We start from the raw sequence: 14476 nt of genomic DNA on the forward strand, positions 1-14476 counted from the left end.
TGCAGTAGGAGCCATGACCACGTTCTCTGACATGCAGCTCGACGCCTTGCGCGAGCTGGCCAACATCGGATCCGGCAACGCCGGCACCGCGCTGGGCTCGATGCTCGGCAAGTCCGTCGACATCTCGGTGCCGACGGCCGCCGCGCTGCCGCTCGCCGAGGCCGTCGCGATCGCGGGCGAGCCCGACGAGCTGCGCTACGGCGTCGTCGTGCCGATCGTCGGCGACTTCGAGGCGATCGTCGTGCTCCTCTTCCCCGAGGCCGACGCGCAGAAGCTGTGCGGGATCTACGGCATCGAGCCGTCGACGCCCGACGGCTGCTCGATGCTCGGCGAGGTCGGCAACATCCTCGGCACCAACTACATCAACGTGCTGGCCCAGATGGTCGGCATGGAGCTGGAGCCCGAGCCGCCGCAGGTCGTCGAGGACATGCTCGGCTCGATCCTCTCCTCGGTCCTGATCGGCCGCGGCGACGACGTCGAGGAGGCGCTCATCCTGGACTCCGACCTCCTGGTCGAGGACGAGAACTGCTCGCTGTCGTTCCTCCTGCTGCCCAACCACGGCGGGATCAAGGAGCTGCTGGGGCGGCTCGGCCTCTAAGCCATGGAGACCGTCGTCCGCATGGGCGAGGCGTCCGCCTCTCGCACGGCCGGGGACACCCTGGCGTGCATCGGCCTGGGGTCGTGCATCGGCCTGGCCCTCGTCGACCGCGCCAAGGGCGTGGCCGCGCTGGCCCATGTGATGCTGCCCGAGACCACCCAGCCCGACCCTCCGCAGCCGCACAAGTTCGCGGACCTCGCGGTGCCGTCGCTGATCGCCATGGCCGTCGCCCAGGGCGCCTCGCGCGTCCGGCTGGAGGCCTGCCTGGTCGGCGGGGCCGCGATGTTCTCGTTCGGCGGCAGCGGCCAGGACATCGGGCAGCGCAACGACCACGCGGTCACCAAGCTCCTCGACGAGCACCGCATCCCCGTGCGCGCGACCGCGACCGGCGGCTCCAAGGGCCGCACGATCCGCGTGTCGGTCGGCGCCGACATCACCATCACCGTCCGTGAGGCCGGCGGGATCGAGGAGCACCTCCTCGGCGCCGTGGCGGCCGGAAAGGCAGCGCTGGTCTGAGTGAGCGGCTTCCTGGACGCCAACGAGATCGAGAAGCTCTTCGCTCGGGCGAGCGAGGGCAACATGCCGATGGAGTCGGAGGAGCGCCAAGGCCGTCGCGCCCGCTGGCTGCGCACCGTCGACTTCACCCGCCCGACGAAGTTCACGACCGATCAGGAGCGGCGGATCCGCCGCGCCATGGACACCTTCACCGAGCGCGCGGCGACGCGCCTGGCCGCCGAGCACCGGACGCCGATCGAGATGGAGGTCATCGACGTCGGGCAGTTCACGTGGGCCAACGCGTTCGCGCAGATCCCCGACCACAGCGCCTACATCCAGATCGACACCGCGCCGCACGAGGGCCGCATGCTGATGTGCGCCGAGCTGCCGGTCGTGCTGATCGCGCTGGAGCGCATGCTGGGCGGCCGTCCCGAGACCGCGTCGCGCGACCGCGACCTGACCGACATCGACCTGATGGTCGTGCAGCGCCTGTTCGGCACGATCGTCGAGGCGCTCTCGTCGGTCTGGTTCGACGTGTCGGAGATGACGCTCGACATCGCGATGGTCGACACGCAGCCGGAGACCGTACAGGTCGCCGCCGGCTCGGAGCCGACGCTGGCGCTGACGCTCGAGGCGCGCCTGGACGGCCTCTCCTCGACGATGGCGCTGATGATCCCCTACGCGGCGATCGCGCCCGTCGCCTCGGCGTTCTCGCGCCACGACGAGGAGGTCAAGGTCCGCGACGAGCACATCGCCGCCGCGGTCAACCAGGGCCTCAGCCACGTCGAGGTCTCGATGCGCGCCGAGGTCGCCGACACGCAGCTCACGCTCGACGAGATCCTGCGCCTGAAGCCCGGCGACGTGATCAAGCTCGACGCCAAGGCCGACACCGAGATCACGCTCTTCGCCGACCGCACGCCGGTCCACCGCGCCCGCGGCGGCCGCAGCGGCAAGCACCGTGCCGTGCAGATCCTCGGACCCGTGGAGAACGAGGCGTGATGAACGCGGAACAGGCATTGCTGCGCCTCGGCGCCTCCACCTCGGAGGCCGTGCAGGGCGTGCTCCAGATGTTCAGCCCCGACGGCGTCGTCCCCGGCGCGGTCCGGGTCGTCCCGCCCGAGCAGTCGCCGTTCGCCGACGCGACGTTCCCCGCGATCGCGGCCGACGTCTCCTACGTCGACGGCGTGACCGGCGGCAACGTCATGGTCATCGGCCTGGAGGGCGCGCGGCGCCTGGCCGCGGCGATGATGGGCATGGACCCCATGTCGGTCGAGGCCGGCGGCGAGCTCTCCGAGCTGGAGTTCTCCGCGGTCGGCGAGGCGATGAACCAGATGATGTCGGCCGCCGCGATGGCGACGTCCAAGGTGCTCGACGAAGAGGTCGAGATCGCGCCGCCGGACGTCCGCCAGCTGGCCGACGCCAACGAGGGCGGCGACCGCTGGGAGCACCCCGGCCACGCCACCGCCGTCACGTTCAGCTTCTGCGGGGCCCCGTGCCTGCTGGTGCAGCTGGTCCCCAACGCGTTCATCGTGCGCATGACGCGCGCGCTGGACGAGATGACCGAGAGCCACGACGACGCGCCGCTCGGCGACGCCCTGCGCGACATCTCGGTCCGCGTCTGGGCCGAGCTCGGGCGCACGCGGATGCCGTCGGGCCGGATCGTCGCGCTGCCCACCGGCGCCGTGGTCGAGCTCGACCGCGCCGTCGAGGCGCCGATCGACCTCTACGCCGACGGCATGCGCTTCGCCACCGGCCGGCTGGTGATCGCCGACGACGGCGGCCTGGCCGTGCGCGTCGAGACGATCCTCGGCGCCTCATCCCCTGCTTCCACCCACTCCCCCGAACCCACCCCTACGGAGGTTTCAGTCTGATGGCTCGCGTTCTCGTCGTCGATGACGCCGCGTTCATGCGCAAGATGGTCACCGACGCCCTGAGCGGCGGCGGTCACGAGATCGTTGGCGAGGCCGCCAACGGCGCCGAGGCGGTGCAGCGCTTCCAGGAGCTGCGGCCCGACGTGATGACCCTGGACATCACGATGCCCGAGAAGGACGGCCTGGCCGCCCTCAAGGAGATCATCGCCGTCGATCCCGGCGCGAAGGTCGTGATGTGCTCGGCCCTGGGCCAGGAGTCCAAGGTCCTGGAGTCGATCAAGCTCGGCGCCAAGGACTTCGTCGTCAAGCCGTTCCAGGCCGACCGCGTCCTGTCCGCGATCGAGAAGGCGCTGGGCTAAGTCCCCGCGCCAACAGTCCGAACTGAAGTCCGCCCGGTCGCGGTCGACCAACTAGAGAAGACCCATGAAGGCCGCCAGCGCAATCGGAATCGGAATCGCCGTCGTCTGCATCATCATGGCGGGCATCATGGAGGGCGTCGCGCCCCCCATGTTGTTGAACATCAACGCCTTGATCATCGTGCTCGGCGGCACGGCGGGCGCGATCCTCGGCGGCGTCGGGATGAAGCGCTTCATGCTCATCCCCAAGCTGTACATGAAGGCGATCCTGTCCGATCACCCGGACCTGGGCGCGCGCGTCAAGACGTTGGTGTCCTTCGCCGAGCGGGCCCGCAAGGACGGCCTGCTCGCGCTGGAGGAGGAGATCGAGGCCATCGAGGAGCCGTTCATGCGCAAGGGCATGCAGCTCATCGTCGACGGCACCGACCCCGACCTCCTGCGCGAGATCCTCGACTCCGAGATCGACGCGATGGCCGCGCGCCACAAGCAGGGCTCCTCGGTCTTCGAGAAGGCCGGCGGCCTGGCGCCGACGATCGGCGTGCTCGGCACCGTCATCTCGCTGGTGCACGTGCTCTCCAACCTGAGCGCCCCCGAGACGCTCGGGCCGGCCATCTCCGCCGCGTTCATCGCGACGCTGTACGGCGTGGGCTCGGCCAACGTCGTGTACCTGCCCATCTGCTACACGCTGCAGATGCTGAGCCAGAAGGAGGTCGAGGAGCGCTCGCTCGTGCTCGAAGGCATCCTGGCGATCCAGGCGGGCGACAACCCGCGCATGGTCCAGCAGAAGCTGCTCAGCTACCTCGCCCCGGCCGACCGCGTGGCGGTCGAGAGCGGCGACGGCAAGGCCGACCTCAAGGCCGTCGACGCGCAGGCCGCGTAGGCCTGCGGCCCACCAGGCACCATGTCCGGGCACGGCGGAAAGAAGAAGCGCGGGGACGACCACGGCGAGCACGTCGACGAGCGTTGGCTCATCACGTACGCCGACCTGATGACGCTGCTCGTGGCGTTGTTCATGGTGTTGTTCTCGATCTCCTCGGTCAACAAGTCCAAGCTGGAGTCGCTGCAGCACTCGCTGCAGGACGCCTTCTCCGGCAAGGTGCTGCCCGGCGGGCAGTCGATCAAGGAGTCGGGCGGCGTCCAGAACATCAAGACGCCCGCGGCTTCGCCCAAGGAGTCCTCGCTGCAGCCCTACGTCGGCTCGCCCAAGAACGACGACTCGGTCTCCCAGGACAAGAGCGGGGCCCAGGGCAACGCCGAGGAGCAGGCCTTCGAGAAGCTCAAGAAGCAGCTCGACAAGGTCGCCGCCCAGCAGGGGCTGTCGGGCAAGATCAAGGTGTCGGTCACCGACGACGGCCTGCTGATCCGGCTGCTCACCGACAAGCTGCTGTTCGACAGCGGCTCGGCGGTCCCGCGGCAGCAGGCGCTGCCGCTGCTCAACGACGTGGCGGGCCTGCTGTCGACGACGCAGAAGACCCACCAGCTGATCATCTCGGGCAACACCGACGACCAGCCGATCCACTCGGCGCAGTTCCACGACAACATGGAGCTGTCGACCGAGCGCGCGCTGGCGATCTTCCGCACCTTCGACGGCGACGGCATCTCGCCGCTGCGCATGACGGCGGCCGGTCGCGGCGCCTATGCGCCGATCGCCTCCAACAAGTCTTACGCCGGGCGCTCGTTGAACCGGCGCGTCGAGATCCTCGTGCCGCGCATCAGCAAGGTCACCGCCGCCAACGCCTCGACCGCCTCGGCCACCGAGGGCACGGGCGACCCGTCCACCACGGCCAAGATCCCGTCGATCAAGCCCACCTTCGCCAACTCCAAGTAACCCCCCTGGTCATGAAGAACCCAAAGGTCCTGATCCCCGTCCTGCTGCTGATCGTCGGCGGCGTCTACAAGTTCATGCTCGCGCCCAAGACGCCGGCGCCCAAGCCCAAGATCGCGGGCTCGGTCTACGTCATGCCCAAGGACTTCCTGATCAACCTGGCGGGCGGCAAGTTCGCCAAGCTCAACGCCGCGCTGGTCCTCAAGGAGGGCTACCTCGAGGAGGCCATCAAGGCCGCCGGCGGCGGCGAGGCCACCACGCCGCCCGACGGCTACGGGACGCTGCCCCAGGAGGCCGCGGTGCGCGCGATCATCACCGACAGCCTCACCGGCATCAACGCCAACCGCCTGATCAAGGAGAAGTCGCGGCTGAGGCTGCAGGCCTCCGTGCTCAAGCGGATCAAGAAGGAGACCGACGTCGAGGCCGAGGACATCATGTTCACGGACCTCGCGGTCCAGTAAGGAGCCTTGCGATGACCGACGTGGAGTTCACCCCGCTGGACGACGGCACCCCCGGCGGCCTGCCCCTGGGCGAGGCCGACCTGTCGCGCCTGACCGACGTCACCGTCGAGCTGACCGTCGAGGTCGGCCGCACGCACATGTCGCTGGGCGAGACGATGTCGCTGGGCCAGGGCTCGGTCGTCACGCTCGACCGCCTCGCCGACAAGCCCGTCGACCTGCTGGTCAACGGCCGGCCGATCGCCCGCGGCGAGGTCGTGGTCATCGACGAGCAGTTCGGCCTGCGCATCACCGAGGTCAACGGCGCCGAGCGCAAGCCGGCCGCCGAGCCCGCCGCGTTCGAGCCCGCGACGGCCGAGCTGCCGCCGGGCGACGGCCTGCCGCCGGGCCTCCCCGAAGCCGCGTAGGCGGGTCGTGAGGGGCGGCCACGCACATCGCGCGGTACGCCCTCGAACGATCGTCCAATCGCGTCTCTCAAGTTCGTTGCGCACAGGCCGATCCATGGACTGGCTGGTCGTCCCTCCCGACCTACCGAGTCCCTCCAGTGAAGCCATTCCGTGCCCTCACGGCCGCCTGCGCGGCCGCACTCCTCTGCGTCCTCCTGGCGGCGCCGGCCCTCGCCCTCGCGGCGGGCACGGCGACGACGGGCAAGGACCCCTACGGCGAGAACACCGCGCTGAACCTGCCCTCCGACGGCGGCTCGGCCGCCCACGCGGACGTGGGTGGCAGCGGCGGTGGCCTGGCCCGCACGTTCATCGGCCTGGCGGTCGTCGTGGCCGTCATCTACGGCCTGACGTGGGTGCTGCGCCAGATGAAGAAGTCGTCCTCGACGTCCGACGCCTCCGGCGCCGGCCTGTCGACCGAGGCGACGCTGCCGCTGGGCCCCAACCGCTCGGTGCACCTGATCCGCGCCGGCCGCGAGCTGGTGCTGGTCGGCTCGGCCGAGCACGGCATCGTCCCGATCCGGACCTACACCGAGGAGGAGGCGCTCGACCTCGGCCTCATCGAGCACCCGCAGCTGCGTGTCGGCGACGTCGTCGACGGTGAGGCGACGGTGCTGGGTGGGCGGGGATCGGATGCGGGCGCCAAGGCCAAGCTGTTGATGGCGGGCACGCTGGACAAGCTCCGCGAGCGCACGGCGCGATGACCGCCGCGATCCTCGCCCAGACCGCCGTCGCGGCGAAGTCGACCACCGAGGACGGCTCCAACGCCGTCCAGCTGCTGATCCTCGTCGGCGCGATCTCGCTGATCCCGGCGCTGCTGTTCTGCGTCACGGGCTTCACGCGGATCCTGATCGTCCTCGGCTTCATCCGCACCGGCCTGGGCACGCCGACCGCGCCGCCCAACCAGGTGCTCACCGGCATCGCGCTGTTCCTGACGATCTTCGTGATGATGCCGACGCTCTCGGCGGTCAAGAAGGACGCGATCGACCCGCTGACGGCGCACAAGATCTCCCAGAAGGAAGCGCTGGACCGCGGGCAGAAGCCGCTGCGCGAGTTCATGTTCAAGCAGACGCGCACGAAGGACCTCGCGCTGTTCGTGAACCTCGCCCACGAGAAGCGCCCCAAGACGCGCGCCGACGTCCCGACCTACGTCCTGATCCCCGCGTTCATCATCTCGGAGCTCAAGACGGCGTTCCAGATCGGCTTCCTCATCTTCCTGCCGTTCCTGGTGATCGACCTGGTGGTCAGCTCCACCCTCATGTCCATGGGCATGATGATGCTGCCGCCCGCGTTCATCAGCCTGCCCTTCAAGATCCTGCTCTTCGTCCTGGTGGACGGGTGGGACTTGGTCATCCGCTCGCTCGTGGAGTCGTTCCACTGATGGACACCGACGTCGTCATCTCGCTCGCGACCCAGGCGATGAGCCTGGCGCTGAAGATCTCGATCCCGCTGCTGGGCGTCGGCCTGGTCATCGGCGTGCTGATCTCGGTGATCCAGGCGGTCACCTCGATCCAGGAGCAGACGCTCTCGTTCATCCCGAAGGTCCTGGCGATGGCCATCGTGCTCGTCGTCGGCGGCCCGTGGATGCTCAACCAGCTGCTCTCCTACACGACCGAGCTGTGGTCGTCGATCCCGAACATGGTCGGGTAGGTGGGCGGGCGGGTGGGCTCTCAGCTCCAACAGTCCGCGCAGACGCTGGTCACCGAGTTCGGTGAGCAGCGGGTCCTGGCGTTCTTCCTGGTCCTGGCGCGCATCTCGCCGCTGTTCCTGCTCGCGCCGCTGTTCTCGTCCAAGATGGTGCAGCCGCGTGTGAAGTCCGTGCTGGCGGTGGGCCTGGCGGTCGGCATCTCGCCGATCGTCGCGGCCGACACGCGCCTGCCGACCGACGTCCTGGCCATCGCGGGCCTGCTCGGCAAGGAGCTGCTGGTCGGCTCGGCGTTCGCCTACACCCTGGCCGCGACCTTCGCGGCGATCTCGGTCGCCGGGTCGTTCCTGGACACGACGATCGGCTTCTCCTACGGGTCGCTCGTGGACCCGGTCAACGGCAACCAGGCCGCGGTCCTCAGCACCGCCTACTCGATGATCGGCCTGCTCGTGTTCATCGCGATCGGCGGCGACGCGTGGGTCATCAAGGGCCTGGCCAAGACCTACGACGTGGTCGGGCTGGTCCAGTACCCGTCGCTCAACCACGTCGTCACGGGCGCGACCGCGGCGTTCACCGGCATCTTCACCGCCGCCCTGCAGGTCGCGGGCCCCGTCCTGCTCGCCCTGATCCTGACCGACGCCGCCTTCGGCATGGTCACCCGCGTCGTCCCGACGCTCAACGCCTTCCAGGTCGCCGTCCCGGCGAAGGTCGTGCTCGGCCTGCTGCTCGTCGGCGCGTCGATGCCGTTCGTCGCCAACTGGCTCGGCGCCTCGCTGCAGGAGGACGTCCGCTCCGCCCTCGAGACCCTCCGCATCGGCTAGGGAGGTGATGGCGCGTGGCCGATCCTGACAAGACAGAGAAGGCGACACCCAAGCGCCGCGAGGAGGCGCGCAAGCAGGGCAACGTCGCCAAGTCCTCGGACCTCAGCGGGTCGGTCGTCATGCTCGCCGGCCTGCTCGCGCTGGGCCTCGCCGGGCCGTCGATGGTCCAGCGGATGGCCGGCGGGATCCGCGACACGCTCGCGCTCGGCGGCTCCACCGACCCGGTCACGAAGTCGTCGATCGGCGAGCTGCTGATGCGCAGCGGGATGAACGTCGCGATCTGCCTGGCGCCGATCGTCGGCGTCTGCGCGCTGGCCGCGATCGTCGTCAACGTGGCCCAGGTCGGCCTGCGCCCCAAGACCAAGGCCCTGAAGCCCAGCTTCCAGCGGTTGAACCCCAAGAACGGGATCAAGCGCATCGTCGGCAAGCAGGGCCTGGTCGAGCTGGCCAAGAACATCGTCAAGCTCGCGGTCGTCTGCTGGATCGTGCTCGGCTCGTTCCTGCCGCACATGACCGACTACGCCGCGATGGTCGGCGTCTCCCCCTGGCAGCTCGGCTCCGCGATCGCCGCCAAGGTCAAGGGCATCGCCTTCCGCGCCGCCTTCGCGTACCTCCTCATCGGCGTCGTCGACTACTTCTGGCAGCGCCGCACGCGCGAAGAGGGCCTGAAGATGAAGAAGGAGGAGGTCAAGGAGGAGGGCAAGGGCCAGGACCTCCCCGCCGAGGTCAAGGGCGCGATCCGCCGCCGCCAGCGCGAGACCGCCCGCGCCCGCATGATGGCCGACGTCCCGACCGCCGACGTCGTCGTCACCAACCCCACCCACTTCTCCGTCGCCCTCAAGTACGACGGCAAGTCGGCCGCGCCGATCGTGGTCGCCAAGGGCCAGGACCTCCTGGCGCTGCGCATCCGCGAGATCGCCGCCGAGGCCGGCGTCGCGATCGTCCCCGACCCGCCGCTGGCCCGCTCGCTGCACGGCAGCGTCGAGGTCGGCCACCAGATCCCCGAAGAGCTGTTCCAGGCCGTGGCCCAGATCCTGGCCTACGTCTACCGCGTCGCCGGCCGCCGCCGGCTCGGCACCGCCTAGAGGAAGCACCGAGAGCCATGACCAACATGTTGAACAAGGTGGGCAAGTACACCGACCTGATCGGCGCCGGCGTCGTCGTCCTGGTCGTCGTGATGCTCATCATCCCGCTGCCGCCGATGCTGCTGGACCTGATGATCACGCTGAACATCAGCTGCGCGCTGGCGATCGTGGTCACGACGCTCTACGTCAAGCGGGCGATCGAGTTCTCCGTCTTCCCGTCGCTGCTGCTGATCACGACGCTCTTCCGCCTGGCCATCAACATCTCGGTCACGCGCCTGGTGCTGCTGCACGGGGACGCCGGCCACGTCGTCGAGGCGTTCGGCCGCTTCGTCATCGGCGGCAACATCGTCGTCGGCCTCGTGATCTTCCTGATCCTGGTCATCATCCAGTTCATGGTCGTCACCGCCGGTGCCGGCCGTGTCGCCGAGGTCGGCGCCCGCTTCACGTTGGACGCCATGCCGGGCAAGCAGATGGCGATCGACGCCGACCTCAACGCCGGGCAGATCACCGAGGAGGAGGCGCGCAAGCGCCGCAAGGAGATCGCCGAGGAGGCGGACTTCTACGGCGCGATGGACGGCGCCTCGAAGTTCGTCAAGGGCGACGCGATGGCCGGCGTGGTCATCACGCTCATCAACCTGCTCGGCGGCATCGTCATCGGCGTGATGATGCAGCACCGCCCGTTCGGCGACGCCATCCAGCACTTCTCGCTGCTGAGCGTCGGCGACGGCCTCTGCGCCCAGATCCCGGCGCTGCTGATCTCGGTCGCCACCGGCATCATCGTCACGCGCTCCGGCGACGACAAGGACCTCGGCAACCAGGTCGTCGGCCAGGTCTCCAAGCAGCAGCGCGCCCCGCTGGTCGCGGGCGTCGTCATCTGCTTCTTCGCGCTGATCCCGGGCCTGCCGAAGCTCCCGTTCGTCATCATCGGCGGCCTCTTCATCTTCGCCGGGCGCCGGCTGGCCAAGAGCGCCGCGCAGGAGCAGGTCGCCGCCGCGGCCGCCGCGCAGGAGGCGGCGGCGCTGCCGCCCGCGCCGACCTCGCCGCGCGACCAGGTCGCCGAGGCGCTCAACCTCGACCCGCTGGAGCTGTGCATCGGCTTCGGGCTGGTGCCGCTGGTCGACGGCTCGGCGGGCGGCTCGCTGCTGCAGCGCGTCAGCGCCGTGCGCCGGCAGATCGCGGCCGAGGTCGGGACGATCATCCCGTCGGTCCGCATCCACGACGAGCTGTCGCTGCAGAGCCACGAGTACGCGGTCAAGGTGCGCGGCACCGAGGTCGCGCGCGGGCAGATCATGGCCGGCCACCAGCTGGCGCTGGACCCGGGCGACGCGTTCGGCAACCTCGACGGCATCCCGACGACCGACCCGGCCTACGGCATGGCCGCCGTCTGGATCACGGACGGCCAGCGCGCGGAGGCCGAGGCGCTCGGGTACACCGTGGTCGACGCCGAGAGCGTCGTCGTCACCCACCTGACCGAGACGATCCGCCGCCACACGGCGGACCTGCTCACCCGTCAGGACGTGCGCACGTTGGTCGACAGCCTCAAGGAGCACAACGCCGCCGTCGTCGAGGAGGTCATCCCGGACCTGCTGTCGGTCGGCGAGCTGCAGCGCGTCCTGCAAGCGCTCTTGCGCGAGGGCGTCTCGATCCGCGACCTCGGCGCGATCGTCGAGGCCGCCGGCGACCGCGCCCGCGTCACGCGCGATCCGGAGCTGCTGGCCGAGTACGCCCGCCAGGCGCTGGGCCGCACGATCGTCTCGCCCTACCTCGACGCGGAGCGCACGCTGCGCGCGATCACGCTGGACCCGGGCCTCGAGCAGGAGGTGTCGGACTCGATCGCCCAGACGCCCGACGGGGAGTACCTGGCGATGGATCCGTCGCGCGCGCAGGCTTTGGTGCACCAGTTGTCGAACCATGTCGAGCAGGCCGTCTCGCGCGGTCGCCGTCCGGTGCTGATCTGCTCGTCGCGTTGCCGACGGCACCTGCGGCGGCTGGTCGAGCAGGCCCTGCCGCAGCTCTCGGTGTGCGCCTATAACGAGATCGCACCCGGGATCGGCGTCGAGACCATCGGAGTCGTGAGCGCCTGATGACACCTGAGGACCAGCAGCAGACCTACACCTATCGCGGACGCTCGCTGGAGGAGCTCGTCCCGCGCATCCGCCAGGAGCTCGGCGACGACGCGGTCATCGTCGCGCGTCGCGAGACGACCAGCGGCGGCGTCGGCGGCTTCTTCGCCAAGCGCGAGATCGAGGTCGAGGTGCGCCCGGGCCCGAATGCGATCACGCCCGCCCCGGAGGTCGCCGCGCGGTTCGCGAGCCAGCTCGCCGAGGCGCAGGAGCGCCAGCAGAAGGCCGGAGGGGCCGACCTGCTGGACGCGCCCGGCGTGCGGCCGGCCACCGCGCCGGAGATCGACGCGCTGCCCGGCTCGACGAACGTGACGGTGGACGACCTGTTCCCCGCCGCGCCGCCGCCGCAGGCCCAGAACCTGGCGGCGATGTTCAACGCCGGGCTGCCGCCGGTGGAGGAGCCGCCGGTGGCCGCCGAGCCGCCCGTGGCGGCCGAGCCGCCGGCGCCCGCGCCCGAGCCGGTCGTGGAGCGCTCGCACGCCGAGGTGCTCGACGACGACGAGTGGGAGGAGGTCTACGGCGGCGAGGAGGACGAGCCCGCCCCGGTGGCCGAGGCGCCCACGCCGGATCCCGACGAGGAGACCGGCATGTTCGACTACCTCGGCACGGCCGCGGCGCTGCCGACGCCGGGCGTCGCCGCGCCGCCGCCCGCCGACGGCGCGCCCGCCATGGAGCCCTTCGCGCCCGCGGTCGAGCCGATCGACGAGCTGCTCGCGACCCCCGCGGTCGAGGAGCCGGCGCCGCTGGTCGAGCCCGTGGGCGACGCGCCGCCGCCGGTGTCCGAGTCGGCCTGGTCGCCGCCGGTCGCCGAGCCGCCCGCCGCGGCGGAGCCGGTCGCGGCCCCGGAGCCCGTCGTCGTGCCCGAGCCCGAGCCGGTCGCCGTCCCCGCGCCCGCCGTCGCCCCGGCGGCGCTGCCGCCCGCCGCGCTGGTCGCCGCCGAGCGGCTGGTCGCCCGCGGCCTGCGCCCGGGCCTGGCCGACGCGATCGCCGAGGAGGCGATCGGCGGCCTGGCGCCGCTGCTGCCCGAGGCCGACCCCAAGGACCTGGTCGTCGACGCGCTCGCGCGTCGCATCCCGACCGCGCCGCTGCGGCGCGGGGCGGGCGTGGTCGGCTTCGTCGGGCCCGGCGGCGCGGGCAAGACCCGCTGCGTCGCGCGGCTGGCCGCCGCGCAGGCGCGCCACGGGCTCGTCCCGGTCGCGGTGCTCGCGCTGCGCTCGCCCGACGGCGGCGCCGAGCTGCGCCGCCTGCTCGCGCCCTACGGCGTCGAGCTGCTGGCGGTCGAGAGCGGCGCGGAGGGCGCCGGTCGGATCGCCGCGCTGCGCGCCGACCACCTCGTGATCATCGACACGCCCGGCGTCTCGCCGCGGTCGACCGGCGAGCTGCACGCGCTGGGCACCGAGCTGGACGCGCTCGCGCCCGACGAGCTGCACCTGGCCGTCCCCGCGACGATCGGCCCGGCCGCCGCGCAGGAGCTGGTCGGCGGCGTGCGCGAGCTGGGCGTCGGCGCGCTCGTGCTCACGCACACCGACGAGACCGAGATGCTCGGCACCGGCATCGGCCTGGCGATCGACTCCGGGCTGCCGCTGTCCTACCTGGCCCGCGGCCAGGCCGTCGAGGCCGGCCTGAAGCCCGCCTCGTCCTCCGAGCTGGCCCACGACCTGGTCCCATGAGCCGGCTGCTGCCCGACGTCGGCGACGAGCTCCTGCTCTCGGTCCCCCAGGCCGAGCAGGTCCTCGTGCGCGTGACCGACGCCGGGCCTGGCTTCTTCGACCTGCGCCTGCTGGAGCAGCCCACGACGCCCGCGCCGCGCCTGGAGCGCTCCGCGCTGATGATCGAGTTCATCAACGACGACGGCATCGCGCGCATGCACGGCCGCCTCGACGTCCCCGCCTACCGCGGCGGCACGCGCCACGACACCGTGCGCTTCGCCCACCGCGGCTCGCCGCAGCTGCTCAAGCGCCGCGAGTTCGTGCGTGCGACGGTGGACCTGCCGCTCACGCTCACCGGCCCGCGCGCCGATGACGAGCCTGTGAGCACCCAGGCGCACGCGATCGACCTCTCCGGCGGCGGCATGCTCGTCGACGGCCTCGACGTCAGCCCGCGCCGCGACGACGTCCTGACCTTCGCGCTGGACCTCGGCGAGGCAGCGGGCGGGTCCGTGTCCGGCCGCGGCCGCGTCGTGCGCCTGGAGACCGCCAGCCGCGCCGGGCTCCAGTTCACCGAGCTGGACCAGGCCGACCGCATCCGCCTGATGCACCTCGCCTTCGAGATGTCGCGCGAGCAGCGCAGGAGGTTCGCCTGATGGCCGCCGAGGCCACCGACGCCCCGACCGAGGTCCTGCCGCAGGCCGGCGCGTCGCCGCGGCCCGACGGCCACGGCATCCGCCTGTCCGAGCACCCGCGCGCCCGGCGCCACATCGGGATCGCCAAGGGCTGGGGCGGCATGATCGCCTTCCTGCTGGTCCTCAAGCTCTCGCGCGGCGCCGGCCTGCCGTGGTCGGACGCGCTGGAGCGCGCGCTGGTCGGCGGCATCGTCGGCTACCTGGTGCTGTGGATGATCGCCCAGACGGTCTGGCGCCACATCGCGCTGGCCGAGCTGGAGGACCTGCGCAAGCGCCTGGTCGCCAAGGCCGAGGAGCAGCAGGCCCAGCGCGAACGCGAGGTCGCCGAGGCCGAGGCCGCCGCCCAGGCCGCCAAGGCCGAGGCCGAAGCCGCCCATCAGGCCGCGATCGCGGCCTCCGCCCAGACGTAGGGAAG

The 14476-nt window shown here is 71.2% G+C and carries 18 protein-coding genes; all 18 read left to right on the top strand.

Annotated elements, in window-relative coordinates:
- Positions 1 to 13: 13 nt before the first annotated feature.
- Entirely contained in the window at positions 14 to 598 is a 585-nt protein-coding gene (locus tag VFG42_RS18930; RefSeq protein ID WP_324910335.1) for a chemotaxis protein CheC, read from the top strand.
- Between the two features lie 3 nt (positions 599 to 601).
- Positions 602 to 1114 (top strand): chemotaxis protein CheD, encoded by a 513-nt coding sequence (locus VFG42_RS18935; RefSeq protein WP_324910336.1) that lies wholly within the window; start codon positions 602 to 604, stop codon positions 1112 to 1114.
- Positions 1115 to 2092: a flagellar motor switch protein FliM gene (locus VFG42_RS18940; RefSeq protein ID WP_324910337.1), complete on the top strand. Its 978-nt coding sequence runs from the start codon at positions 1115 to 1117 to the stop codon at positions 2090 to 2092.
- Positions 2092 to 2964: a FliM/FliN family flagellar motor switch protein gene (locus VFG42_RS18945; protein WP_324910338.1), complete on the top strand. Its 873-nt coding sequence runs from the start codon at positions 2092 to 2094 to the stop codon at positions 2962 to 2964. The genes VFG42_RS18940 and VFG42_RS18945 overlap by 1 nt, the downstream gene beginning before the upstream one ends.
- Positions 2961 to 3323 (top strand): response regulator, encoded by a 363-nt coding sequence (locus tag VFG42_RS18950; protein WP_324910411.1) that lies wholly within the window; start codon positions 2961 to 2963, stop codon positions 3321 to 3323. Before VFG42_RS18945 ends, VFG42_RS18950 begins: the two co-directional genes overlap by 4 nt.
- 64 nt (positions 3324 to 3387) lie before the next feature.
- Positions 3388 to 4200 (top strand): flagellar motor protein, encoded by an 813-nt coding sequence (locus tag VFG42_RS18955; protein WP_324910339.1) that lies wholly within the window; start codon positions 3388 to 3390, stop codon positions 4198 to 4200.
- Positions 4201 to 4221: 21 nt separating this feature from the next.
- Complete coding sequence (locus VFG42_RS18960; protein WP_324910340.1) at positions 4222 to 5148, top strand: flagellar motor protein MotB; 927 nt, start codon at positions 4222 to 4224, stop codon at positions 5146 to 5148.
- Positions 5149 to 5159: 11 nt separating this feature from the next.
- Positions 5160 to 5606, top strand: coding sequence for a flagellar basal body-associated FliL family protein (locus VFG42_RS18965; protein WP_324910341.1), 447 nt, complete (start codon positions 5160 to 5162; stop codon positions 5604 to 5606).
- Between the two features lie 11 nt (positions 5607 to 5617).
- On the top strand, positions 5618 to 6010 hold the full coding sequence (fliN, locus tag VFG42_RS18970) for a flagellar motor switch protein FliN (protein WP_324910342.1): 393 nt from the start codon (positions 5618 to 5620) through the stop codon (positions 6008 to 6010).
- A gap of 137 nt (positions 6011 to 6147) precedes the next feature.
- Positions 6148 to 6750 (top strand): flagellar biosynthetic protein FliO, encoded by a 603-nt coding sequence (locus VFG42_RS18975; protein WP_324910343.1) that lies wholly within the window; start codon positions 6148 to 6150, stop codon positions 6748 to 6750.
- Entirely contained in the window at positions 6747 to 7427 is a 681-nt protein-coding gene (gene fliP / locus VFG42_RS18980) for a flagellar type III secretion system pore protein FliP (RefSeq protein ID WP_324910344.1), read from the top strand. The genes VFG42_RS18975 and fliP overlap by 4 nt, the downstream gene beginning before the upstream one ends.
- Positions 7427 to 7696 (top strand): flagellar biosynthesis protein FliQ, encoded by a 270-nt coding sequence (fliQ, locus tag VFG42_RS18985; RefSeq protein ID WP_324910345.1) that lies wholly within the window; start codon positions 7427 to 7429, stop codon positions 7694 to 7696. The genes fliP and fliQ overlap by 1 nt, the downstream gene beginning before the upstream one ends.
- A gap of 12 nt (positions 7697 to 7708) precedes the next feature.
- Entirely contained in the window at positions 7709 to 8512 is an 804-nt protein-coding gene (locus VFG42_RS18990; RefSeq protein ID WP_324910346.1) for a flagellar biosynthetic protein FliR, read from the top strand.
- Positions 8513 to 8526: 14 nt separating this feature from the next.
- Entirely contained in the window at positions 8527 to 9597 is a 1071-nt protein-coding gene (flhB, locus tag VFG42_RS18995) for a flagellar biosynthesis protein FlhB (protein ID WP_324910347.1), read from the top strand.
- 17 nt (positions 9598 to 9614) lie between these two features.
- Positions 9615 to 11681: a flagellar biosynthesis protein FlhA gene (gene flhA, locus VFG42_RS19000; protein ID WP_324910348.1), complete on the top strand. Its 2067-nt coding sequence runs from the start codon at positions 9615 to 9617 to the stop codon at positions 11679 to 11681.
- Entirely contained in the window at positions 11681 to 13390 is a 1710-nt protein-coding gene (locus VFG42_RS19005) for a hypothetical protein (protein ID WP_324910349.1), read from the top strand. The genes flhA and VFG42_RS19005 overlap by 1 nt, the downstream gene beginning before the upstream one ends.
- Positions 13387 to 14022 (top strand): PilZ domain-containing protein, encoded by a 636-nt coding sequence (locus VFG42_RS19010; RefSeq protein ID WP_324910350.1) that lies wholly within the window; start codon positions 13387 to 13389, stop codon positions 14020 to 14022. Before VFG42_RS19005 ends, VFG42_RS19010 begins: the two co-directional genes overlap by 4 nt.
- Positions 14022 to 14471, top strand: coding sequence for a hypothetical protein (locus VFG42_RS19015; protein WP_324910351.1), 450 nt, complete (start codon positions 14022 to 14024; stop codon positions 14469 to 14471). Before VFG42_RS19010 ends, VFG42_RS19015 begins: the two co-directional genes overlap by 1 nt.
- Positions 14472 to 14476 lie beyond the last annotated feature (5 nt).

Source organism: Baekduia sp., assembly GCF_035685985.1.
Taxonomy (GTDB): Bacteria; Actinomycetota; Thermoleophilia; order Solirubrobacterales; family Solirubrobacteraceae; genus Baekduia.

What these genes read in the sequence shown, in the direction of transcription:
- VFG42_RS18930 (WP_324910335.1), top strand. Translation starts at nt 14, where the DNA reads ATGACCACGTTCTCTGACATGCAGCTCGACGCCTTGCGCGAGCTGGCC.
- VFG42_RS18935 (WP_324910336.1), top strand. Translation starts at nt 602, where the DNA reads ATGGAGACCGTCGTCCGCATGGGCGAGGCGTCCGCCTCTCGCACGGCC.
- VFG42_RS18945 (WP_324910338.1), top strand. Translation starts at nt 2,092, where the DNA reads ATGAACGCGGAACAGGCATTGCTGCGCCTCGGCGCCTCCACCTCGGAG.
- VFG42_RS18955 (WP_324910339.1), top strand. Translation starts at nt 3,388, where the DNA reads ATGAAGGCCGCCAGCGCAATCGGAATCGGAATCGCCGTCGTCTGCATC.
- VFG42_RS18960 (WP_324910340.1), top strand. Translation starts at nt 4,222, where the DNA reads ATGTCCGGGCACGGCGGAAAGAAGAAGCGCGGGGACGACCACGGCGAG.
- VFG42_RS18965 (WP_324910341.1), top strand. Translation starts at nt 5,160, where the DNA reads ATGAAGAACCCAAAGGTCCTGATCCCCGTCCTGCTGCTGATCGTCGGC.
- fliN (WP_324910342.1), top strand. Translation starts at nt 5,618, where the DNA reads ATGACCGACGTGGAGTTCACCCCGCTGGACGACGGCACCCCCGGCGGC.
- fliP (WP_324910344.1), top strand. Translation starts at nt 6,747, where the DNA reads ATGACCGCCGCGATCCTCGCCCAGACCGCCGTCGCGGCGAAGTCGACC.
- fliQ (WP_324910345.1), top strand. Translation starts at nt 7,427, where the DNA reads ATGGACACCGACGTCGTCATCTCGCTCGCGACCCAGGCGATGAGCCTG.
- flhA (WP_324910348.1), top strand. Translation starts at nt 9,615, where the DNA reads ATGACCAACATGTTGAACAAGGTGGGCAAGTACACCGACCTGATCGGC.
- VFG42_RS19005 (WP_324910349.1), top strand. Translation starts at nt 11,681, where the DNA reads ATGACACCTGAGGACCAGCAGCAGACCTACACCTATCGCGGACGCTCG.
- VFG42_RS19010 (WP_324910350.1), top strand. Translation starts at nt 13,387, where the DNA reads ATGAGCCGGCTGCTGCCCGACGTCGGCGACGAGCTCCTGCTCTCGGTC.
- VFG42_RS19015 (WP_324910351.1), top strand. Translation starts at nt 14,022, where the DNA reads ATGGCCGCCGAGGCCACCGACGCCCCGACCGAGGTCCTGCCGCAGGCC.